Annotated in this window: 16 protein-coding genes; 6 read left to right on the top strand and 10 right to left on the bottom strand. The window is 72.5% G+C overall.

Annotation, left to right across the window (positions count from 1 at the left end; genetic code table 11):
* Positions 1-32: 32 nt before the first annotated feature.
* A complete protein-coding gene (locus ACGWYL_RS10415) occupies positions 33-1679 on the top strand; it encodes a lipase family protein (protein WP_395487136.1) in 1647 nt (548 codons plus the stop codon).
* Positions 1680-1759: 80 nt separating this feature from the next.
* Here ACGWYL_RS10415 and ACGWYL_RS10410 read toward each other — a convergent pair whose 3' ends face one another.
* A complete protein-coding gene (locus ACGWYL_RS10410; protein WP_395487135.1) occupies positions 1760-3556 on the bottom strand; it encodes an ABC transporter ATP-binding protein in 1797 nt (598 codons plus the stop codon).
* 29 nt (positions 3557-3585) lie between these two features.
* Positions 3586-4218: a trimeric intracellular cation channel family protein gene (locus ACGWYL_RS10405; RefSeq protein ID WP_179425645.1), complete on the bottom strand. Its 633-nt coding sequence runs from the start codon at positions 4216-4218 to the stop codon at positions 3586-3588.
* A gap of 43 nt (positions 4219-4261) precedes the next feature.
* Here ACGWYL_RS10405 and ACGWYL_RS10400 point away from each other — a divergent pair, with 43 nt between their 5' ends.
* Complete coding sequence (locus ACGWYL_RS10400) at positions 4262-5461, top strand: nitrate/nitrite transporter (RefSeq protein WP_395487134.1); 1200 nt, start codon at positions 4262-4264, stop codon at positions 5459-5461.
* Here ACGWYL_RS10400 and ACGWYL_RS10395 read toward each other — a convergent pair.
* The 3 genes from ACGWYL_RS10395 to ACGWYL_RS10385 all read right to left on the bottom strand — a co-directional run bounded on the left by ACGWYL_RS10395 (position 5458) and on the right by ACGWYL_RS10385 (position 9513).
* Positions 5458-7749 carry an FdhF/YdeP family oxidoreductase gene (locus ACGWYL_RS10395; RefSeq protein WP_395487133.1) on the bottom strand — a complete coding sequence of 764 codons (2292 nt, stop codon included), beginning with the start codon at positions 7747-7749 and terminating at the stop codon, positions 5458-5460. The two genes, ACGWYL_RS10400 and ACGWYL_RS10395, sit on opposite strands and share 4 nt — an antisense overlap.
* Positions 7749-8576, bottom strand: coding sequence for a formate dehydrogenase accessory sulfurtransferase FdhD (gene fdhD, locus ACGWYL_RS10390; RefSeq protein ID WP_395487132.1), 828 nt, complete (start codon positions 8574-8576; stop codon positions 7749-7751). The genes ACGWYL_RS10395 and fdhD overlap by 1 nt, the downstream gene beginning before the upstream one ends.
* 268 nt (positions 8577-8844) lie before the next feature.
* Positions 8845-9513, bottom strand: coding sequence for a TetR/AcrR family transcriptional regulator (locus tag ACGWYL_RS10385; RefSeq protein WP_395487131.1), 669 nt, complete (start codon positions 9511-9513; stop codon positions 8845-8847).
* Between the two features lie 172 nt (positions 9514-9685).
* Here ACGWYL_RS10385 and ACGWYL_RS10380 point away from each other — a divergent pair, with 172 nt between their 5' ends.
* The 3 genes from ACGWYL_RS10380 (at position 9686) to ACGWYL_RS10370 (ending at position 12144) form a co-directional block, all read left to right on the top strand.
* On the top strand, positions 9686-10729 hold the full coding sequence (locus ACGWYL_RS10380) for an ornithine cyclodeaminase (protein WP_179425655.1): 1044 nt from the start codon (positions 9686-9688) through the stop codon (positions 10727-10729).
* A 69-nt stretch (positions 10730-10798) separates the two neighbouring features.
* Positions 10799-11155 carry a helix-turn-helix transcriptional regulator gene (locus tag ACGWYL_RS10375; protein WP_269306094.1) on the top strand — a complete coding sequence of 119 codons (357 nt, stop codon included), beginning with the start codon at positions 10799-10801 and terminating at the stop codon, positions 11153-11155.
* An 11-nt stretch (positions 11156-11166) separates the two neighbouring features.
* The gene (locus ACGWYL_RS10370; protein ID WP_395487130.1) at positions 11167-12144 is read left to right on the top strand and encodes an SRPBCC domain-containing protein; all 978 of its coding nucleotides are present in this window, start codon (positions 11167-11169) and stop codon (positions 12142-12144) included.
* Positions 12145-12153: 9 nt separating this feature from the next.
* On the opposite strand, the gene ACGWYL_RS10365 is transcribed toward ACGWYL_RS10370, so the two are convergent.
* Entirely contained in the window at positions 12154-12294 is a 141-nt protein-coding gene (locus ACGWYL_RS10365) for a hypothetical protein (RefSeq protein ID WP_179425661.1), read from the bottom strand.
* A gap of 36 nt (positions 12295-12330) precedes the next feature.
* Between ACGWYL_RS10365 and soxR the strand changes: the two genes are divergently transcribed.
* On the top strand, positions 12331-12768 hold the full coding sequence (gene soxR / locus ACGWYL_RS10360) for a redox-sensitive transcriptional activator SoxR (RefSeq protein ID WP_395487129.1): 438 nt from the start codon (positions 12331-12333) through the stop codon (positions 12766-12768).
* 3 nt (positions 12769-12771) lie between these two features.
* Here the strand turns inward: soxR and icmF are convergent, their stop codons facing one another.
* From icmF to ACGWYL_RS10340, 4 genes are all read right to left on the bottom strand, one after another.
* Positions 12772-15918 carry a fused isobutyryl-CoA mutase/GTPase IcmF gene (gene icmF / locus ACGWYL_RS10355; protein ID WP_395487128.1) on the bottom strand — a complete coding sequence of 1049 codons (3147 nt, stop codon included), beginning with the start codon at positions 15916-15918 and terminating at the stop codon, positions 12772-12774.
* Between the two features lie 259 nt (positions 15919-16177).
* On the bottom strand, positions 16178-16849 hold the full coding sequence (locus ACGWYL_RS10350; protein ID WP_395487127.1) for a TetR/AcrR family transcriptional regulator: 672 nt from the start codon (positions 16847-16849) through the stop codon (positions 16178-16180).
* Positions 16850-16906: 57 nt separating this feature from the next.
* Positions 16907-19795 carry an AAA family ATPase gene (locus tag ACGWYL_RS10345; protein ID WP_395487126.1) on the bottom strand — a complete coding sequence of 963 codons (2889 nt, stop codon included), beginning with the start codon at positions 19793-19795 and terminating at the stop codon, positions 16907-16909.
* Positions 19792-20949, bottom strand: coding sequence for an exonuclease SbcCD subunit D (locus ACGWYL_RS10340; protein WP_269306082.1), 1158 nt, complete (start codon positions 20947-20949; stop codon positions 19792-19794). The genes ACGWYL_RS10345 and ACGWYL_RS10340 overlap by 4 nt, the downstream gene beginning before the upstream one ends.
* Positions 20950-21019 lie beyond the last annotated feature (70 nt).

Raw genomic sequence — 21019 nt, 5'->3', positions numbered from 1 at the left:
CTCCGCCGCTCGCCCGTCTACCGTGGAGTCACATGCGTTCCGACCGATCCCGCCGCCGCGCCGCCCCCGCGCTCGTCGCCGTGGCGATCGTCGTCGGCCTCCTGCTCGTGGCACGGCCGCTCAGTGCGGTCGACGCGCTGGTCGTGGTCGTGGTCGGCCTGCTGGCGGTTCTGGGTGCACACGAGCTGCTCACGGGCTCCCGCCTGCGCGACCGGCTGATCGGCGCGGGGGTGCTCGTCGCGTCCGTGGTGCTGGCGCTCGAGCCGCACTGGACCGTGCGCGTGCTGGTCGTGGTGTTCGCGGTCGTCCTGCTGGGCGAGGGGCTCGCGCGGGTCCGGCGGCGTCGCACCCGCTCCGAGCTGGCCACCGGCGCCGGCCTGGCGATCCTCGGCGTGCTGGCGCTGGCCTGGCCGGACGTCACGGTCTTCGTCATCGGGCTCGTGCTCGGCCTGCGACTCCTCCTGTTCGGGTTCCCGCGGCTGGGGGCACGGGTGCCGCCGCCCGTCACCGCGACGTTCGTGCTCGCGCTGGCGGTCTCACTGGCCGCCTACACGGTCGTCGTCACGGCGATCGCGCCGCGGCCCGACGCGTTCTACGTGGCGCCCGACGACACGCCCCGCTCCCCCGGCCTGCTGCTGCGCGCCGAGCCCTTCGTCACCGACGTGCCCGACGGGGCCCGCGCCTGGCGCATCCTCTACAGCACCACGCGCGCGGGCGACGAGCCCACGGTGGCGAGCGCGCTCGTCGCCGTCCCGCGCGAGCACCTGCAGGACCGGCCGCCGGTGATCGCGTGGGCGCACGGGACGACGGGGTTCGACCGTCGGTGCGCGCCGAGCCTGCGTCGGTCCCGCACGATCGGCGCCGGCGGGATCGAGGCCGTGCACGCGGCGCTCGCCGAGGGCTGGGCCGTCGTCGCGCCCGACTACCCGGGGCTCGGCACCCGCGGGGTGCAGCCGTACCTCGTCGGGTCGGGCGAGGCGCGGTCGGTGCTCGACGCGGTGCGCGCGGCACGGCGGCTGCCACAGCTGTCGCTGTCGAACGAGACGGTCGTCTGGGGTCACTCGCAGGGTGGGCACGCGGCCCTGTGGACCGCGATGACGCAGCCGGGATACGCCCCCGACGTGCCGCTCGCGGGCGTCGCCGCGATGTCGCCGGTCAGCAACCCGACCACGTTCCTGCGCGACCTCGGCCGGCGCCCGGTGGGCACGATCTTCGTCGCCTACGCGCTGGCGGCGTACAGCGGGACGTACCCCGACGTGGAGCCCGGCGACCACGTGCGCGCCAGCGCGCGGCTGCCGCTCGAGCGGATCGCCGACCGCTGCCTGCGCTCGCCGACCTCGGAGATCTCACTCGCGCAGGCGCGGGTGATGGCCGACCGGTTCGTCTCGAACTCGCTGTACGAGGGCGCGCTCGGGCGGCGGCTCAGCGAGAACGACGCCACGGGCGCCATGGAGGCGCCCGTGCTGATCGCGCAGGGCGAGAGCGACCGCGTGGTCACGCTCGGCCTGCAGGACGCGTACGTGCGCGAGCGGTGCGCGGCCGGCCAGTCGCTCGACTACCGCACCTACCCCGGCCGCGGCCACGGCGACCTCCTGCGCGAGGGCTCCCCCTTCGTCGAGGAGCTCCTCGACTGGACCACCGACCGCTTCGCCGACCAGCCCACCACGACCACCTGCTGACCTCCGCGCCTCCGGCGCGCCAGATGTGTAGCACTGTCCACCCTTTTTCGGCCGATCAGACCGTAAAAAGGTGGAAACCGCTACACATCTCGGTCGCCGGAGGCGACGGAGCCGGTCTGGACGCGCCAGAGGGCGGCGTAGGCGCCGTGGCTCGCGACGAGCTCGTCGTGGGTGCCGGCCTCGACGATGCGGCCGGCGTCGAGGACCCAGATGCGGTGCGCGTGGCGGACCGTGGAGAGGCGGTGCGCCACCATGATCGCGGTGCGGTCGCGGGTGGCGGTCTGGAGCGAGACCTGGATCGCGGCCTCGGTCTCGTTGTCCACAGCGCTGGTCGCCTCGTCGAGGATCAGCACGGCGGGGTCGCGCAGCAGCGCGCGGGCCAGCGCGAGCCGCTGGCGCTGGCCGCCCGAGAGCGTGACGCCGCGCTCCCCCACCCACGTGTCGTAGCCGTCGGGCAGCGCCTCGATGAACGCGTCGGCGGCGGCCTGGCGAGCGGCCTCGGCGACCGCCTCGTGATCGGCACCGGGACGCCCGTATGCGATGTTCTCCGCGATCGTGCCGGCGAACAGGAACACGTCCTGCGAGACGTAGCCGATCGAGCCGCGCAGCGACTCCCACTCCAGCTCGCGCAGGTCGCGGCCGTCGAGGCTCACCTCGCCCGAACGGGGGTCGTCGAAGCGCAGCATGAGGCGCAGCAGTGAGGACTTGCCGGCGCCCGTGGGTCCGACGATCGCGTGCGTCTCGCCGGCGGGGACGACGAGGTCGATGCCGTGCAGGACGTCCGGCCCGTCGGCGTAGCCCGCGCGGACGCCCGACAGCTCGAGCCGGCCGGCCACCGGAGACGGCAGCGCGACCGTGCCCGCGGGCACCTCGATCGGCTCGTCGAGCAGCGCCAGGATGCGCGCCGTCGAGGCGCGACCGCGCTGGTAGAGGTCGAGCATCTCGGCGATCTCGGTGAGCGGCCACAGCAGCCGCTGGGTCATGAACACGAGCACCGAGTACAGGCCCACCTCGAGCTCGCCGTTCAACGTGGCCCAGCCGCCGAACAGCAGCGTGCACGTGAAGCCGACGAGGATCGCCATCCGCACGAGCGGCACGAACGCGGCCGACGAGCGGATTGCGTCGACGTTGGCCTGGCGGTAGTCCGCCGAGGCCCGCTCGACACGGTCGCGCTCGCGATCCTCCGCGGTGAACGCCTTGATCGTGGTGATGCCGCCGAGGTTCGCCGCGACGAGGCCCGACAGGTCGGCCACCCGCTCGCGCACCGCGGCGTAGAGCGGCTCGAGGCGTCGCTGGAACCACAACGAGCCGAACACGATGAGCGGGATCGGCAGGAACGCCAGCACCAGCAGCTCCCACGACGCCACCGCGAACACCGCGCCGACGAGCAGGATGTTGAGGGCGGTCTGCAGCAGCGCCGGCGCGCCGATGTCGAGGAACCGCTCGAGCTGGTTCACGTCGTCGTTGACCGTGGCGAGCGTGGTGCCCTGCGGCCGGCCCTCGTGCCAGTGCACGTCGAGGCGCTGCGCGTGGTCGTACGCCTCCACCCGCAGGTCGTGCTCGACCGACTGCGCGAGCCCGCGCCAGGTGACCGCCGCGAAGTACTGCGAGGCCGACTCGACGATCCACACCAGCGCGTTGATCGCCGCGAGCCAGCCGAGCTGGGCGAACCGCGACTCCACGCCGAGCACGTCGGCGACGAAGGAGCCCTCACCGCGCACCACCACGTCGACGGCGGCGCCGATCAGCAGCTCGGGGACGACGTCGGCCACCTTGTTGACCGTGGACAGCACCACCGCGAGCACGAGCCGCTTGCGGTAGCGGCCGTAGCGTCGCCACAGCTCCTCCAGGGGTGCGCGGTCGGCGCGGTCGGACATGCGGTCTCCTCGGTCGGTGGGGTCGGGTCTCAGGCGTGGGGCGCCGAGAACCGGGGCAGATGCCAGTGCCAGTGGATGGCACCGACGCGGATGAGCAGGACGACCGCCCCGGCGGACAGCGCGGCGGCGCCGGTGGGCACCGTGGTCTGGCGCAGGACGACGTAGAGGGCGGCGCCGGCGACGGACGCCAAGGCGTAGATCTCGCCCACCAGGACGAGCGGCTTGCGGCGCACCAGCACGTCGCGGATGACGCCGCCGCCGGTGCCCGTGATGACGCCGAAGACGACGGCGACCCATGGCCGGACGTCCTCGGCCAGCGCGATCGACGCGCCCGTGACGGTGAACGAGGCCAGGCCGACGGCATCGGCGTAGAGCACGATGCGCCACGAGTCGACCTTCGACTGCGGGTGCCGCGATGCCACGGCGATCACCACGAGAGAGGTGACGGCGGCGACGATCAGCAGGCCGGGCGCGGTGACCCACCAGACCGGCTCGATGCCGAGCAGGAGGTCGCGCAGCGTGCCGCCGCCGACCGCGACGACCACGGCCAGCACGACGACGCCGAGCCAGTCCATCCCGGCCCGGACGGCCGCGTACCCGCCGGAGACCGCGAACGCGACGATCCCGACGACCTCGGCGGCCGCGAAGAGATCCTCGTTCACGGATTCCACCGTAGGGGGCCGTCCTGCCAGTAGCGTGCGCAGCATGGCCCGGACCCCCTCCTCGACCGACCACGCCTCCCGCGTCCTCGCGGCGCGCTGGCCGGCGCTGGCTGCCTTCGCCCTGCTGGTCATGACCACGCAGATCCTGTGGCTGACGTTCGCCGCGGTGACCCCGCAGACGGCCACGCACCTGGGCGTCTCCGAGGGCGCCGTCGGCGACCTCGCCGTCGTCAACGCGGCGATGTTCGTGCTGCTGGCGATCCCGACCGGACGCTGGATGGACCGGTCCTACGAGCGGGCGCTGGCCGCCGGTGCGCTGTTCACCGCCGTCGGCGCGATCGTGCGCGCGCTCGACCCGTCCTCCTACGCGGTCATCCTGACGGGCCAGGTGATCATGTCGGTCGGCCAACCCCTGGTCCTCAACGCGCTGACCAAGGTGGCCGCGCGCCACTTCCCCGACCGCGAGCAGACCACGGCGATCTCGGTGGCCGCGGGCGCGCAGTACGCCGGCATCCTCGTCGCGGTGCTGACCTCGGCCTGGCTCGTGGACGCCGGCGGATTCCGACTGCTGCTGGTCTCGCACGCCGTTCTCGCGGTGGTGGCCGCGGCCGCGGTGCTGCTCAGCCTGCGCCTGCCGGCCCACGCGGTCGACGTCCTGGGCCGCGCGAGGCTCGGCGAGCTGCGCCGCGACCCGCTCGTGTGGAAGATGGCGGGCCTGCTGTTCCTCGGCTTCGGCATCTACAACGGCATCGCCACGTGGCTGGACTCGATCCTCGTGGACTTCGGCCACCCGGGCCTGGCCGGACCCGTGATCGCGACGATGACGCTGGCGGGCATCGCCGGCGCGGCCGTGCTGCCGGGGCTCGCGGCGGCTCGCGACGCCCGCCGCACCGTGGCGCTCGGCGCCACCGCCACCCTCGCGGTGGTCATGGTGACACTCGCGGCCACGCAGCCGGTCTGGCTCGCGTACCTCGGCCTCGCGCTCGTCGGCTTCATGCTGATGGGCACCCTGCCCGTGGTGCTGGACTGGTCCGAGCTCCACGTCGGGCCCACCCGCGCGGGCACGGTCACCGGCATGCTGCTGCTGGCCGGCAACCTCGGCGCCGTGCTCGTGGTGCTGACCGTGCAGCTGGCCATCGGCGACCCGACCGCGGCACTCGTCGTGATGGCGGCCTGGGCCGTGCCGGGCTTCGTGGTGGCGTGGCTGCTGCCGAGACGTCAAGCGGCCCGGGGTCGCGCCTAGGCGGCCCTCTCGATCCGCACCACCACGGCCTTCGACACCGGGGTGTTGGACTCGCGCGCCGTGGAGTCGAGCGGGACGAGCACGTTGGCCTCGGGGAAGTACGCCGCGGCGCACCCGCGCGCGGTCGGGTAGGCCACGGCCCGGAAGCCGCGCAGGACGCGGTCGGGCTGGTCGGGCCACTCGCTGTAGACGTCGATCGCGTCGCCGTCCGCGATGCCGCGCTCGGCGAGGTCGTCGGGGTGCACGAACACGACGTCGCGGCCCGACTTGATACCGCGGTAGCGGTCGTTGCGGCTGTAGATCGTGGTGTTGAACTGGTCGTGCGACCGGACGGTCTGCAGCAGCAGACGCCCCGGCTCGAGCTCGATCGGCTCGAACCGGTTGGCGGTGAACCGCGCCTTCCCCGTGGCGGTCTCGAAGGTGCGGGAGTCGCGGGGGCCGTGCGGGAGGACGAACCCCTCCTCGCTCGCGACCTTGCGCTCGTAGTCCTCGCAGCCGGGGACGACGCGGCTGATGTGGTGGCGGATCGTGCCGTAGTCGGCCTCGAACGCCGCCCAGTCGATCGGCTGCCGGTCGGCCAGCGTGGCGCGGGCGAGCCGGCTGATGATCGCGACCTCCGACAGGAGGGTGTCGGCGACGGGGTCCACCTTGCCCCGCGAGGCGTGGACGGCGCACACCGTGTCCTCGACGGTGATGAACTGGTCCCCCGAGGCCTGCCGGTCGATCTCGGTGCGGCCCAGCGTGGGCAGGATCAGCGCGGCGTCGCCCGTGACGCCGTGCGAGCGGTTGAGCTTGGTGGAGACCTGCACGGTCATCGCGGTGCCGCGCAGCGCCGCCTCCGCGGACGCGGTGTCGGAGATCGCCGAGACGAAGTTGCCGCCCAGGGCCATCCAGAAGCGCACGTCGCCGCGCTGCATCGCGCGCACCGAGTCGACCGAGTCCAGGCCGTGACGGCGCGGCGGCTCGAAGCCGAACTCCGCGGCGAGCGCGTCCATGAAGCTGTCGGGCATCTTCTCCCAGATGCCCATCGTGCGGTCGCCCTGCACGTTGCTGTGGCCGCGGATCGGGGAGGCGCCCGCGCCGGGCCGGCCCATGTGCCCGCGCAGCAGCAGGAGGTTGACGATCTCCTTGATCGTCGCGACGGCCTGCGTGTGCTGGGTGAGCCCCATCGCCCACGTGACGATCACCTTGTCGGCGGCGAGGTAGCGGCGGGCGAGCTCGTCGATCTCGGTCGAGGTCAGACCGGTCGCACGCAGCACCGCCTGCTCGTCGAGGTCGGCCACGCTCGCGCGCAGCTCGTCGAGGCCCGACGTGTGCTGCTCGATGAACGCATGGTCGAGCACGGTGCCGGGCGCGGCGTCCTCGGCGGCCAGGACCCGCTGGATGACCGCCTGCAGCAGCGGGCCGTCGCCGCCGAGGCGGATCTGGCAGAACTGGTCGGCCATCTTCGTGCCCTTGCCGATCACGCCGCGTGCGTTCTGCGGGTTCTTGAACCGGATCAGCCCGGCCTCGGGCAGCGGGTTGATCGCGATGATCGACGCGCCGGCCCGCTTCGCCCGCTCCAGGGCCGAGAGCATGCGCGGATGGTTCGTGCCCGGGTTCTGACCCATGATGATGATCAGGTCGGCCTGCGGGATGTCCTCGTAGGTCACGGTGGACTTGCCCACGCCGATCGTCTCCACGAGCGCCGAGCCGGTGGACTCGTGGCACATGTTCGAGCAGTCGGGCAGGTTGTTCGTGCCGAACGCCCGCACGAAGAGCTGGTAGACGAAGGCGGCCTCGTTCGACGCACGGCCGGAGGTGTAGAACGACGCCTGATCGGGGTGGTCGAGGCCGTTCAGCGTCTCCGCGGCGAGCCGGAACGCCTCGTCCCAGGACACGGGCCGGTAGTGGTCCTCCCCCGGCGCCTTGTAGACCGGCTCGGTGAGCCGCCCCTGCTGGCCGAGCCAGTACTCGCTCTTGCCGGCGAGGTCGTCCACGGAGTGCTCGGCCCAGAACTCGCGCGACACCGTCAGCGGGGTCGCCTCCCACGTCACGGCCTTCGCGCCGTTCTCGCAGAACTCCGCCGAGTGCCGCCGGCCCGGGTCGGGCCAGGCGCAGCTCATGCAGTCGAAGCCGTCCTTCTGGTTGATCGACGTGAGCAGTCGCGCCGTGCGCGCCACGCCCATCGCGCTCAAGGCGGGACGCATCGCGTGCAGCACGCCCGGGAGGCCCGCGGCCCAGTCCTTGAGGCCGGTCACCTCGATGCCGTCGTCGTTCGGGTCCTCCACCAGCGGCTTGCGTGTCATCAGGCCTCCACCCGATCGGGACGTGAGTAGACGACCATCGACGACCCGCGCAGGAAGCCGACCACGGTCAGGCCGGCCTCCTCGCCGAGCTCGACCGCCAAGGACGAGGGAGCCGAGATCGCCGCGAGCAGCGGGGCGCCCGCCATCGACGCCTTCTGCACGAGCTCGAAGCCCGCGCGCCCCGAGACCAGCAGGACGCAGCCGGCCAGTGGCAGCTTCTCGTGCTCGAGCGCCCAGCCGACGACCTTGTCGACGGCGTTGTGGCGCCCGACGTCCTCGCGGACCACGAGCGGCTCCCCGGTGCGGCCGTCGAAGAGTCCCGCGGCGTGCAGTCCCCCGGTCTGGTCGAACACCGACTGGACGTCGCGCATGCGGTCGGGCAGGGCCGTCAGCAGCTCGGCCGGGACCGTCAGCGGGTCGGGCCCGACCTCGAAGGCGGACTTCGTGGTGACGGCGTCGATGCTGGTCTTGCCGCAGACGCCGCACGAGGAGGACGTGTAGCCGTGGCGCTCGAGGGCGAGGTGGTCGAGGTGGGCGCTGGCGTCGACCTGGACGTCCAGGACGTTGTACGTGTTGACGCCCTCGTCCGTGGTGCCGGCGCAGTAGCGCGCGGTGCGGATCTGCTCGCGCCGCGTGATGACGCCCTCGGAGACGAGGTAGCCCAGCGCCAGCTCGACGTCGTGGCCCGGCGTGCGCATGGTGACCGCGAGCGCGCGGCCGTCCACCCGGATCTCGAGTGGCTCCTCGCCGGTCAGCCGGTCCTCGCGGACGCGCGAGCGGCCGGCCTCGACCACGGTGACGCGACGGCGGACGGCGGGCTTGGTCATACGGCCACCGTATGCGAGATCGGCGGACCGGGCCGGGCGATGGGAGGCGGAGTCGGTACCCCCGCCTCGGGGGGTGTGCAGGGGCACCGACTCACGACAGACACAGCTCGGCTGGGGGACCGAGCGCTTTCCCTCCCGGCAGTCTCGAGTGGTGTGAGCTCGAGGCGCCGCGAGCCAAAAGTACCGGACTGGTACACAAGCGCGCCCGAAAATCGCACAATTTGTTCAGTCCCTGCACAAAGCCTGCAACGGCGGGGGAAAACGCACCTCAGACCGGGCGGAGGAGGCTGGTCTGGATCGAGACGACCGGCGGCACGATCGCGGACAGCCGCAGCCGGCGACGCGGTGGGGTCCGCCGGATCTCGCGGGCGACGAGCTCCTCCGCGGCGCCGATGGCGCCGACGACCTCGAGCTCGGTGGGCACGCGCACGTCGGCACCGGACGCCGCGGCGAGCTCGGCCACGCGCGCGAGGCTGCGGGCGTGGCGCTCCACCACGACATCGCGCTGGCGGCGCAAACGCTCCCCCGCGGCGTGGATCTCCACGACGAAGCTGCGCGCGAACGTCGGTCGCGCCTCGAGGCAGGCCGCGAGGCCCCGCACGCCGAGCTCGATCCGCTGCTCCCAGGCCGCGTCGTCGAGGGTCACGCCCTGGTCGCGGATGAACTGGACCAGCTGCTCGCTGATGGTCTCGTGGGCCGCGGCGAAGGCCTCCTCCTTGTCGGAGAAGCACTGGTAGAAGGTCGTGCGCGAGACGCGAGCCCGTCGGGTGATGCCCGTGACGGTGGCGCCGGCGAACCCCGCGTGCGCCACCTCGTCGGACACGGCCTGCAGGATGCGGCCGCGCTGCGAGGCGGCGACCTCGGACTCGGGGAGGGCCGCGCGCCCCCGCGGAAGTTCGAGCCGCTCCGGCAGCAGGCTCAGGGCGTCTTCGGGCACCCGGCACACATTATCCGCAGGAATCCCGGGGCGTCTCGGACTTCTCCCGCGACTGGACGCGGCCGACGACGCAGAAATGTTGCTCCGCAGGGCTTCGCACGCAACGTTTCCGTGCTGAGCACGCAAGAAATTTCCGTTGTTTGCACCCTGACCCCTGCGTAGCGTTGACTTCATGAGTTCCGTCCCCTTCCTCGACGTGGCCAACACCGTGCGCTGGGTCCGCTCCCGTGGCGCCGAGGCCGTCATCGCTGGCATGACCGACGCCGTCGAGGCCGACTTCCGCCGCTGGCCGTCGTTCGACAAGACCCCGCGCGTGGCCGCGCACTCGTCCGAGGGCGTCATCGAGCTGATGCCCACGAGCGACGGCGTCGCGTACGGCTTCAAGTACGTCAACGGGCACCCCTCGAACCCCTCGTACGGCCTCCAGACCGTCACCGCGTTCGGCGTCCTGGCCGAGGTCTCCTCCGGCTACCCGACGTTCGTGGCCGAGATGACCGTCCTGACGGCGCTGCGCACCGCCGCCACCTCGGCGATGGCGGCCCGCCACCTCGCCCGTCCGGACTCTCGCGTCATGGCGATGATCGGCACCGGCTCCCAGGCCGAGTTCCAGGCGCTCGGCATGCGTGCGGCGCTGGGCATCACGTCACTGCGCGTCTGGGACGTCGACCCCGCCGCGATGGAGAAGTTCGTCCGCAACGCCGAGCCGCTCGGCTTCGAGGTCCACGTCGCGTCCAGCGCGGCCGACGCCGTGCGCGGCGCCGACGTCATCACGACCTGCACCGCCGACAAGCAGCGCGCCCTCGTCCTCACCGACGACATGGTGGCGCCCGGCGTGCACGTCAACGCGATCGGCGGCGACTGCCCCGGCAAGACCGAGCTCGACCCGGCGATCCTGCACCGCGCGGACGTCTTCGTGGAGTTCGAGCCGCAGACCCGCATCGAGGGCGAGATCCAGGCCGTCGCGGCCGACCATCCCGTCACCGAGCTCTGGCAGGTCGTCACCGGGCAGGCGACGGGTCGCCGCGACGCCGACGCCGTCACGGTCTTCGACTCGGTGGGCTTCGCGGTGGAGGACTTCGCGGCGCTGCGGTACGCGCACGAGTCCGTCGCCGGCACCGACCTCGTGGGGTGGCTCGACCTCATCGCCGACCCCGCCGACCCGAAGGACCTGTTCGGCCTCGTCGCCGGCGCGGACGTCCTCTCGGCCGCCCACTGATCCACCGATCGCGAAGAAGTCCGGCGTCGCTCTTGACGCCGGACTCTCCTCGGCATAACGTGCAACCAAATGGTTGTAAATACTCAGAACGAGCTGACCGACGCCGAGGTCGACCGCATCTTCCACGCCCTCGCCGACTCCACTCGACGCGACATCGTCCGCCGCACCCTCGTGGGCGAGGCGTCGGTGTCCCGTCTGGCCGACTCGTACGACATGTCGTTCGCCGCGGTGCAGAAGCACGTGGCCGTGCTGGAAGGGGCCGGACTGGTGACCAAGCACCGACAGGGCCGCGAACGACTGGTCCGGGGCAATCCGCACACGATCGCCCGGGCCCAACAGCTGCTCGACGAGTTCGAGCTCATCTGGCGCTCGCGCGTGGAGCGCCTCGACGCCCTCCTGGCCGAGGACGAACCCGATCCCTCCTGAAAGGCACGACCATGCCCATCACCTCCGTGTCCAAGGACACCGACGACCTCACGATGACCGTCGTCGCCGACTTCCCCGTGCCGGTGCGCCGGCTGTGGGACGCCTACGCCGACCCCCGCCAGCTCGAGCGCTTCTGGGGGCCCGTCGAGTGGCCCGCGACGTTCAGCCGGCACGACATGACGCCGGGCGGCGAGTCGCACTACGTCATGACCGGCCCGGACGGCGACCAGAGCGCCGGCTACTGGAAGTTCCGCTCGGTCGACGAGGGGAAGGGCTTCGAGGTCGAGGACGGCTTCTGCACCGACCCGGGCGTGCCGAACCCCGACATGCCGTCCATGCGGATGACCTTCGCGTTCGAGGAGACCGGCGAGGGCTCCCGCGTCACGACCACGACGTGGTTCGCCTCCCTGGAGGACCTCGAGGAGCTCATCGCCCAGGGCATGGAGGAGGGCATGACCTCCGCCATGAGCCAGATGGACGCCGTCGTGGCCGACCTGAGCTCGTTCGCCGCCTCCGTGGGCACCGAGAGCCAGCTGCTCGACGACACCCACGTGCGGATCACCCGCATCATCCGCGGCACGGTCGAGCAGGTGTGGCGCGCCCACACCGAGCCCGAGCTGCTGCGGCGCTGGCAGCTCGGGCCCGAGGGCTGGACGATGCCGGTGTGCGAGGTCGCCACGAACGTCGGCGACACCTACCGCTACGAGTGGGAGCAGGAGGGCGGCGAGAACCGCTTCGGCTTCACCGGCGAGCTGCTCGAGGTGAGCCCGCCCGTCCGTTCGGTCACCACCGAGCGGATGATCGGCATGGAGGGCGAGGGCACGATCAACGAGCTCACCCTCACCCCCGTCGAGGAGGGCACGCTCATGTCGCTCTACGTCACCTACCCGAGCCGTGAGCTGCGTGACCAGATCCTGGCGACGGGCATGACCGACGGCATGGAGACCAGCTACGCACGGCTCGAGCGCGAGGTGCTCGCCCCGGCCTGAGCCATCGCCTCATCGCAGCCGCAGGCTCACCACCGCGGCTGCGATGAAGCGGTCACGCCCCTCGGGGCGGATGCGGCCCTCGACGAGGCGTGCGGGAACGGACAGGGACGGGCGGACCCGGCGGCGCCGGGTGGGCTTCGACTGGAGCATGGTCTGATCGAACAACCTCAACTAAGGTTCAGGTCAATGACTGTCCTCCTGACCCCGTCCCAGGTCGCCGAGCGAGCCGGCGTCGCGGTGTCCGCCCTGCACTTCTACGAGCGCGAGGGGCTCCTCACGTCCACGCGGACGGCGGGCAACCAGCGCCGCTACACACGCGACGTGCTACGGCGCATCGCGTTCATCCGCACGTCGCAGCGCGTCGGGATCTCCCTGGCCGAGATCCGCGAGGCGCTCGCGTCCCTGCCGACCGACCACGCCCCGTCCAAGGCCGACTGGTCGCGGCTCTCGCGGCGCTGGCGCCGTTCGCTGGACGAGCGGATCGCCCGGCTCGAGCGGCTGCGCGACGACCTCGACGGCTGCATCGGCTGCGGCTGCCTGTCGCTCAGGACGTGCCGGCTGCGAAACCCCGACGACACCCTCGCCGCCGACGGCGCCGGCCCTCGCCTCCTCGACCCCGACTGACGCTCAGACGTTGCGGCGGTACTGGCCGCCGACCTCGAAGAAGGCCTCGGTGACCTGCTGGAGCGAGCAGACCCGCGCGGCGTCCATCAGGACGGCGAAGACGTTCTCGTGGCTGGCGGCGGCCTCCTTGAGCCGTTCGAGGGCGGCCTCGGCCTCGCCGCGGTGCGCCTGCTGGAACGCGCGCAGGCGGCGCAGCTGCGACTCCTTCTCGCCCTCGGACGCCCGCGCGAGCGCGAGCTTCTGCGGCACCTCGTCGCCGTGCGGGTTCTTGAACGTGTTGACACCGACGATCGGCAGCGAGCCGTCGTGCTTGCGGTGCTCGTAGAGCATCGACTCGTCCTGGATGCGCCCGCGCTGGTAGCCGGTCTCCATCGCGCCGAGCACGCCGCCACGCTCGCTGATGGCCTCGAACTCGCGCAGCACGGCCTCCTCGACGAGCTCGGTGAGCTCCTCGATGACGAAGGACCCCTGCAGCGGGTTCTCGTTGGCGGCCAGCCCCCACTCGCGGTTGATGATGAGCTGGATCGCGAGCGCCCGGCGCACCGACTCCTCCGACGGCGTCGTGACGGCCTCGTCGAAGGCGTTGGTGTGCAGGCTGTTGGCGTTGTCGTAGATCGCGATGAGCGCCTGCAGCGTGGTGCGGATGTCGTTGAAGTCCATCTCCTGCGCGTGCAGGGACCGGCCCGACGTCTGCACGTGGTACTTCAGCTTCTGGCTGCGCTCCCCCGCGCCGTACTTCTCCTTCATCGCGACCGCCCAGATCCGGCGGGCGACCCGGCCGAGGACCGAGTACTCGGGGTCCATGCCGTTGCTGAAGAAGAACGACAGGTTGGGGGCGAAGTCGTCGATCGCCATGCCGCGGGCGAGGTAGGACTCCACGTACGTGAACCCGTTCGCGAGCGTGAACGCCAGCTGGCTGATGGGGTTCGCCCCGGCCTCGGCGATGTGATAGCCCGAGATCGACACGGAGTAGAAGTTCCGGACGCCGTGCTCGATGAACCACTCCTGGATGTCGGCCATCATCCGCAGGCTGAACTCGGTGGAGAACAGGCAGGTGTTCTGGCCCTGGTCCTCCTTGAGGATGTCGGCCTGCACCGTGCCGCGCACCTGCCGCAGCGCCTCGGCGGCGTCGATGCCCTTCTCGGCGGCCTGGTCGATCACGGCGTTGAGGAAGAACGCCAGCACCGTGGGCGCCGGGCCATTGATCGTCATCGACACCGAGGTCGACGGATCGAGGAGGTCGAAGCCGTCGTACAGGACCCTCATGTCGTCCAGGGTCGCGACGGAGACGCCCGACGTGCCGACCTTGCCGTAGATGTCGGGGCGCAGATCGGGGTCGCGGCCGTAGAGGGTCACCGAATCGAAGGCCGTGGACAGCCGCGTGGCGGGCTGGCCCTCGCTGAGCAGCTTGAAGCGGCGGTTCGTGCGGAACGGGTCGCCCTCGCCGGCGAACATGCGGGCGGGGTCCTCGTTGTCGCGCTTGAAGGTGAACACGCCCGCCGTGAACGGGAAGAAGCCGGGCAGGTTCTCACGCCGCCAGAAGCGGACGAGGTCGCCGTGCGAGCGGTACCGCGGCAGGCTCACCCGGCGCAGCCGGTTGCCCGAGAGCGTCTCGCGCGCGAGCGAGAACCGCAGCTCACGGTCACGGACCCGCACGACCTGCTCGTCGCCGGAGTACGCCTCCACGACGGCAGGCCAGGCGTCGAGGGACTCGCGCACCGGGGCCGGGAGCTCGTCCTGGGCGCGGCGCGCGGCCTCGGCCAGACCCGGTTCGTCGGGCAGCTCGGCCGCCGCCGCGGCGAGGTGCTGCGCCCGGTCGGCCGCGTCGGCCCAGCGCTCGGTCTCGTCGTGGAAGTCGCGCACGGTCTCGGCGATCTCCGCCAGGTACCGCACCCGCTGGGGCGGCACGAGGTGGTGCTCGTCGCTGGAGTGCCGCACCGACACCTCCGGCAGGACGCCCGGCTCGATGCCCAGCACTGACCGCAGCTCCTGGTAGAGCGCCGTCACGCCGTCGTCGTTGAAGTGCGCCGCCGACGTGCCGAACACCGGCATGTCCGACGGCTGCTGCCCGAACGCCTCGCGGTTGCGCACCAGCTGGCGACCCACGTCGCGCAGCGCGTCCTTCGCCCCGCGGCGCTCGAACTTGTTGATCGCCACCACGTCGGCGAAGTCGAGCATGTCGATCTTCTCCAGCTGACTGGCGGCGCCGAACTCCGGCGTCATGACGTACAGCGAGGCGTCGACGTACGGCAGGATGCCGGCGTCGCCCTGGCCGATGCCGGGCGTCTCGACGATCACCAGGTCGTTGCCCGCCGCCTTCAGCACGGCGATGACGTCGGTGAGGTGGTCGGGCACCTCGTGGCTGCCGCGCGTCGCGAGCGACCGGAACGACACCGGCCCGCCGATCGCGTTCATCCGGATGCGGTCGCCCAGCAGCGCGCCGCCGCCCTTGCGTCGCGTGGGGTCGATGGCCACGACCGCCACCCGCAGCTTGTCGCCGTGGTCGAGACGCAGCCGGCGCACCAGCTCGTCGGTCAGCGAGCTCTTGCCCGACCCGCCGGTGCCGGTGATGCCGAGGACGCGCGCGGTCGAGCGGCCGGCGCCGGTCGTGATCGCCGCGGTGAGGTCGGGACCGAGGCGCCCGGACTCGGCGGCTGTCAGGGCCCGCGCGACCGAGGCGCGGTCACCCGCCAGCACGGCGTCCGCCGCGGGCAGTCCCGCCTCGACGAGGTCGACGTCGCAGGCCTCGACGAGGGTGTTGATCATCGCCGCCAGGCCGAGCCGCTGGCCGTCCTGCGGGCTGAAGATCGTCACGCCGGCGCTGCGCAGGCGGGCGATCTCGTCCGGCACGATGACGCCGCCGCCCCCGCCGAAGACCCGCACGTGGCGGGCGCCGCGCTCGGCCAGCAGCTGCACGAGGTACTCGAAGTACTCCACGTGACCGCCCTGGTAGGAGCTCACGGCGACGCCCTGGACGTCCTCCTCCACGGCGGCGTCCACGATCTCGGCGACCGAGCGGTTGTGACCGAGGTGGATCACCTCGGCGCCCTGCGACTGCAGGATCCGTCGCATGATGTTGATGCTCGCGTCGTGCCCGTCGAACAGGCTCGAGGCGGTGACGAAACGCACTGGATTCGCGGGGACGTGCATGGCGACCTCATCAATTACTAGGATGTCCTAGCAATATACTCGGACGTCCGAGCATTGACCATGGGTCAGCGCCGCGCGATGCGGTGAATGGTGAAGGAGAGGACGAGGTCAGTGCCCCCGCGATCGGGGGGTGAGCGGGGGCACCGACCTGTCGGACGGGGTTCGGTCGGGGGAGACGAACCACACCGTCATGGGCAAAAGTACACCGCGGGTACAACTGTCCCGCCACCACCACGAGCGTGTCGGGACGTGGCCTGCGTCACGGTCGGTGCATGACGGCCGTGACGATCTCCCGGATCGGCGGGGCGACGGCGGCGAGGTCGAGGTCCTCGTCGTGTCGCTGGCTGCGCACCCGCCGCGCGACGAGCTCGTCGAACGCGCCGATCAGGGCGCGGAGGACGTCGTGCTCGGGCAACCGGATCGTGGGGTCGTCGGCCGACGACACCTTCGCCAGCTCGTGCAGGATCTGCACGTGCCGTTCGAGCATCTCCTCGCGCTGGCGTGCCAGCTGCTCCCCCGCCGCGAGGATCTCGACGAAGAAGCAGACGGTGAACGACCGCGCGGTCTCCAGCACGTGGAGGTAGCTGGCGAGCACCGTGGCGATGCGCTCGTCGAACTCGAGGTCGGGCCGGGTGAGCGCCGGCTCCCACACCCGCGTGAGGGCCAGGTCGCTGGCGTGCCAGTGCGCGGCGGCGAAGGCCTCCTCCTTGTCGGCGAAGGCGTCGTAGAACGAGGAGCGCGAGACGTGGGCCCGCTTCGTGATCGCGGCGACGGTGGCGGCGGCGTAGCCCGACTCGGCGACCTCGTCGAGCGCGGCCTGCATGATGCGGCCCCGGCGGGAGGCCTCCACGTCGGACTTCGACAGGGCCGATCGGCCGCGGGGCAGGTCGAGGCGATCGGGCAGCAGGCTGAGCAGACCGTCGTCCTCCATTCCCGCAGGATAGGTGGGCGCGGACGGCCTGTCCGGCGCTTCGGCAGACGCCTGCGATCAGGCGCGCGCCTCGACCCGGCTCCACCCGTCGGCGGTGCGCTCGACGGCGAGCTGCGCGGGCAGGCGCTCCTTCATCGTCTCGACGTGGCTGATGAGCCCGATCGTGCGGCCGTTCTGACGCAGCCCGTCGAGGGTCTGCATCGCGACCTCGAGCGTCTCGGCGTCGAGCGAGCCGAAGCCCTCGTCGATGAACAGGGTGTCCAGCGTGATGCCTCCGGCACGGTTGGTGACGACCTCGGCCAGGCCCAGCGCGAGCGCCAGCGACGCGAGGAACTTCTCGCCGCCCGAGAGCGACTCGGGGCTGCGGGTGACGCCCGTGTACTCGTCGCGGACCCGGACCTCGAGTCCGGAGTTCGAGCCACGGGTGGCGGTGACGTCGCTGCGCTCGAGTGCATAGCGGCCGCTGGACATCGCGTGCAGGCGCAGGTTGGCCGCGACGACGATCTGCTCGAGCTCGGCGGCCAGGACGTAGCTCTCGAGGCGCATCCGCCGCGTGTTGGGCGACTCACCGTGCACCGACCGGGCCAGCCGGTCGAGGACCGCGAACTCCGCGCGGGCCTGCGCGTGCGTGGCCCACGCGCTTCGGATCGTGGTGGCGAGCCGGTGCGCCGTGACGGCGCTGGTCTCGACCGAGCCGTAGCGGATCGTGGCGGCCTCGCAGGTCTCGCGCGCCTGCGCGTGCACCGCCTGCGGGCCCTGGATGTCGACCGGCTCGGCGGGCAGGTCCTGCAGCTCGGGAGCGGCGAGGGCGGTCTGGCTGGCCACCCGCAGCGCCTCGTGCTTCTCGATGCGTCGGCTGAGGTCGGCGATCGCGGCCGCGTCGAGGCGCGCCTGGGCGAACTCGCCCTCGTCGGCGAAGCCGTTCTGGTCGAGCGTGGCGGCGAGGGTCTCGCCGCATTCCCGGAGGCGCTCGCGCGCACCCTCGTCGGCGGCGCGGGCCTCGACGAGACGGCTCGTGGCCTCGAGGTGGCCGGTGACGACGGCGATGCGCTCCACGACCGAGCCGGAGTCGCCACGGACCCGGGCGACCGTGGCGGCCAGGGCGTCGGCCTGCTGCTCGGTGGTGGCGGCGCGCTGCTGGACCGCCGCCCGCTGCACCCCGAGATCGGCCAGCGCTGCGGCGATGCGCTCCTTGGCGGCTCGCGAGTCGACGCGCTCCTGCTCGGCCTGCTGGGCCCGGGCCAGCGCGTCCTCGGCCTCGCGCACCGCGGCGGTGAGCTCGTCGAGGGGACGGACCTCGGCCCAGCCCTGCACCGTGGCCCGGAGCGCCGCCGCCTGCTCGCCCGCGCGACGGGCCGCGTGGTCGGCGCGGTCGAACGCCTGCCGCGCCTCGTCGAGCGCCTCCTCGGTGACGTGCCCGTCGGCCAGGACGGCCGGCGCCGGGTGCTCGGCCGAGCCGCAGACCGCACACGGCTCGCCCGTGACGAGCGCCTGGGCCAGGGTGCCGGCGTACTCGGCGAGGCGACGCTCGTTGAGCGAGTCCAGGACCGTGGAGGCCGCCGTGCGGGCCTTGCCGCGCTGCAGCTCCTCGACCTGCGCCGCGGCGAGCTCTCGCTCGGCGGCGGCGCGCTTGCGGGCGAGGGCGAGGGCGTCGCGCAGCCGCTCGAGGGCGGACCCCGCCTGCTCGGCCGAGACGTCGACCTCGCGCTCGAGGACCGCGTCGTGGTGGAGGGCCTGGGCCGCGAGGTCGTCGGCCCGCCGCCCGAGGTCGTCGAGCTGCTCGGACAGGGTGCCCGCGAGGGCCCGCAGGCGCTCCAGCTCCTGCTCGTCGGCGAGGCGGGCCGTGAGCACCGCGAGGTCGGACGTGAGCCGGTCGCGGTGCTGGACGAGGTCGGTCGGCGGCGGACCGTCGACGACCTCCTCGAATCCCGCCAGCGCCGCGGCGAGCCCGGCCGCGGCCTCTTCGGCACGGGCCGCGGCGACGACCCGGGCCCGGTGCGCCACCTCGACCGACTGGGCGGCCACGGCGAGGTCGCGACGGACACGGTCGGCCGCGATCGCCGGCGCCTGCTGCACCACGAGGGTCATCGCCTCGGTGGCACGGGCGAAGCGGCGCTGGCGCTCGGCCAGCTCGGTGGCCTGCTGCAGCAGCTCGGCGGCGGCCTCGACCTCCTTGGTGGCCTGGTCGAGGTCGCCCCTGGCGAGCTCGACGTCGGCGTCGTGCGTCTCGAGGACCTGGGCGATCCACGCCTCGTCGACCTCCTCGGGCACGTCCCGGCCCGCGTGCTGGGCCAGGGCGGAGATCGTGGCGGCGGTGCCGGACTCGGCCTCGCGCAGGGACTGTCGCAGGGCGCCGGCGCGGCGCTGCAGCTCGACGTCGTAGTCGCTGAAGCGCTCGCTGCGGAACAGGGTGCGCAGCAGCTTCTGGCGGTCCTCGCTGGAGGCGACGAGGAAGCGCTGGAAGTCGCCCTGCGCGAGCAGGACGACCTGGAGGAACTGGTCGCAGCGCAGCGGCAGGATCTCGTGCAGCTCCTCGCCGACGGTGCGCGGCTGGGCCGCGATCCCGACCCACTGATCGCCCTCACGCACCGACAGCTCGGCGGTGGCCTTCTCGCGGGTCATGCCGGTGCCGCGCACCTTCGGCCGCGGGTACTCGGGCGTGCGGACGACGCGGTAGGTGCGACCGGCCGCACTGAAGACGAGCTCGACCCGCGTGGGCTCGTCGGGCGTGCAGTGCGTGCTGCGCACCTGCTTGCCGCCGCCGGTGGCGTAGCGCGGGGCCGAGTCGTAGAGGGCGTAGACGACCGCGTCGAGAATGCTGGACTTGCCCGCGCCCGTGCGGCCGGTGATGAGGAAGATGCCGTGGTCGGCGAAGGTGTCGAGGTCGACGGTCTGCGTCTGACGGAACGGGCCGAACCCCGTCATCGAGACCTGGTGGATCCTCATCGCGCCGCCTCGGTGCCGGCGACGTGGCCGACGAGGTCGTCGAGGATCGCGGCCTCGGCCTCGGTGGGACCCTCTCCCCCACGCACGAACGACAGGAACTCGGCCATGACCTGCTGGTCGGTGAGCGTGGCGAGCCGACGGGGATCCGTGGGCGCCACGGAGTCGTCGACCCGGCTGGGGCGGAACTCCAGCAGGGCGCAGTGCGGGAAGCGACGCTGCAGCCGGCGCATGGGGTCGTCGGGACGCGCGTCGTCGGTGAGGATGGCGCGGACCCACGACGACTCGTGCGCCGCGTGCGCGGCGTCGGTGAGCAGCTCGTCGAGGGTGCCGGTGAGCGTGGCGAGCGGTCGCGGGACCGGCAGGTCGAGCCAGTCCACGGCGCCGAGGCCGTCGGCGTCGAGGGTGACGAGCCACGCGCCGCGCGGCTTGTCCTGCTCGGAGAACGACAGGTGCAGCGGCGCGCCGCTGTAGCGGACGTGGGGCGCGAGCGTGTGGCGACCGTGGATGTGGCCGAGCGCCGCGTAGGTGACGCCGTCGAACGTGGGCACGGGCACGCGGTCGAGGCCGCCGGCGGTGATGCCGCGCTCGGACTCGCACGACTCGCCCTCGGCGCCGGAGACGAAGGTGTGCGCCAGCACGACCGAGCGCCCGCCGCGCTCGGCGAGGTCGGCCCGGATGTTGTCGAGCGCGAACCCGATCGCGTCGGCCTGGTGCGCGAGGCGCTGGTCGGGCCACACGTGGCGGATCAGCGCGGGCTCGAGGTAGGCGATGCCGTAGAAGTGCACGGGCCCGTGCTCGTCCTCGAGCGTGACGGGGGTGGCGTGGTCCTCGGGCCGGGTGACGACGTGGACGCCGGACTCGCGCGCGAAGGCGGCCTTGGCGCCCAGTCGCGCCGGCGAGTCGTGGTTGCCCGACGTGACGACCACCGCGGCGCCCGTGCGACGCAGGGCGATCAGCACGCGGTCGAGCTCCTCGACCGCGGCGGCCGACGGGGTGGACGAGTCGAAGACGTCGCCCGCCACGACCACGACGTCGACCGCATGGTCGCGCACGGCCTCCACGAGCGCGTCGAGCACCGAGGCGAGGGCCTCGGCGGTCGAGTGCTGGTGGAACGTCCGGCCGATGTGCCAGTCGGACGTGTGGAGGATCTTCACGTCTTCGACGCTAGCCAGCGGCTCGGACAATTCGGTGCACCGCACCGGGCGGGTCGCCGCGGCGTCGGCC

This window comes from Aeromicrobium sp. JJY06 (assembly GCF_044069275.1).
Lineage (GTDB): Bacteria > Actinomycetota > Actinomycetes > Propionibacteriales > Nocardioidaceae > Aeromicrobium > Aeromicrobium tamlense.
Note: the sequence above shows the minus strand (reverse complement) of the source record. Positions and strands in the feature narration are given on the sequence as shown.

Coding starts and splice junctions, on each gene's coding strand:
- ACGWYL_RS10375 (WP_269306094.1), top strand. CDS start 10,799: ATGGTTGTAAATACTCAGAACGAGCTGACCGACGCCGAGGTCGACCGC.
- ACGWYL_RS10400 (WP_395487134.1), top strand. CDS start 4,262: ATGGCCCGGACCCCCTCCTCGACCGACCACGCCTCCCGCGTCCTCGCG.
- ACGWYL_RS10365 (WP_179425661.1), bottom strand. CDS start 12,294: ATGCTCCAGTCGAAGCCCACCCGGCGCCGCCGGGTCCGCCCGTCCCTG.
- icmF (WP_395487128.1), bottom strand. CDS start 15,918: ATGCACGTCCCCGCGAATCCAGTGCGTTTCGTCACCGCCTCGAGCCTG.
- ACGWYL_RS10415 (WP_395487136.1), top strand. CDS start 33: ATGCGTTCCGACCGATCCCGCCGCCGCGCCGCCCCCGCGCTCGTCGCC.
- ACGWYL_RS10345 (WP_395487126.1), bottom strand. CDS start 19,795: ATGAGGATCCACCAGGTCTCGATGACGGGGTTCGGCCCGTTCCGTCAG.
- ACGWYL_RS10350 (WP_395487127.1), bottom strand. CDS start 16,849: ATGGAGGACGACGGTCTGCTCAGCCTGCTGCCCGATCGCCTCGACCTG.
- soxR (WP_395487129.1), top strand. CDS start 12,331: ATGACTGTCCTCCTGACCCCGTCCCAGGTCGCCGAGCGAGCCGGCGTC.
- fdhD (WP_395487132.1), bottom strand. CDS start 8,576: ATGACCAAGCCCGCCGTCCGCCGTCGCGTCACCGTGGTCGAGGCCGGC.
- ACGWYL_RS10380 (WP_179425655.1), top strand. CDS start 9,686: ATGAGTTCCGTCCCCTTCCTCGACGTGGCCAACACCGTGCGCTGGGTC.
- ACGWYL_RS10395 (WP_395487133.1), bottom strand. CDS start 7,749: ATGACACGCAAGCCGCTGGTGGAGGACCCGAACGACGACGGCATCGAG.
- ACGWYL_RS10410 (WP_395487135.1), bottom strand. CDS start 3,556: ATGTCCGACCGCGCCGACCGCGCACCCCTGGAGGAGCTGTGGCGACGC.
- ACGWYL_RS10370 (WP_395487130.1), top strand. CDS start 11,167: ATGCCCATCACCTCCGTGTCCAAGGACACCGACGACCTCACGATGACC.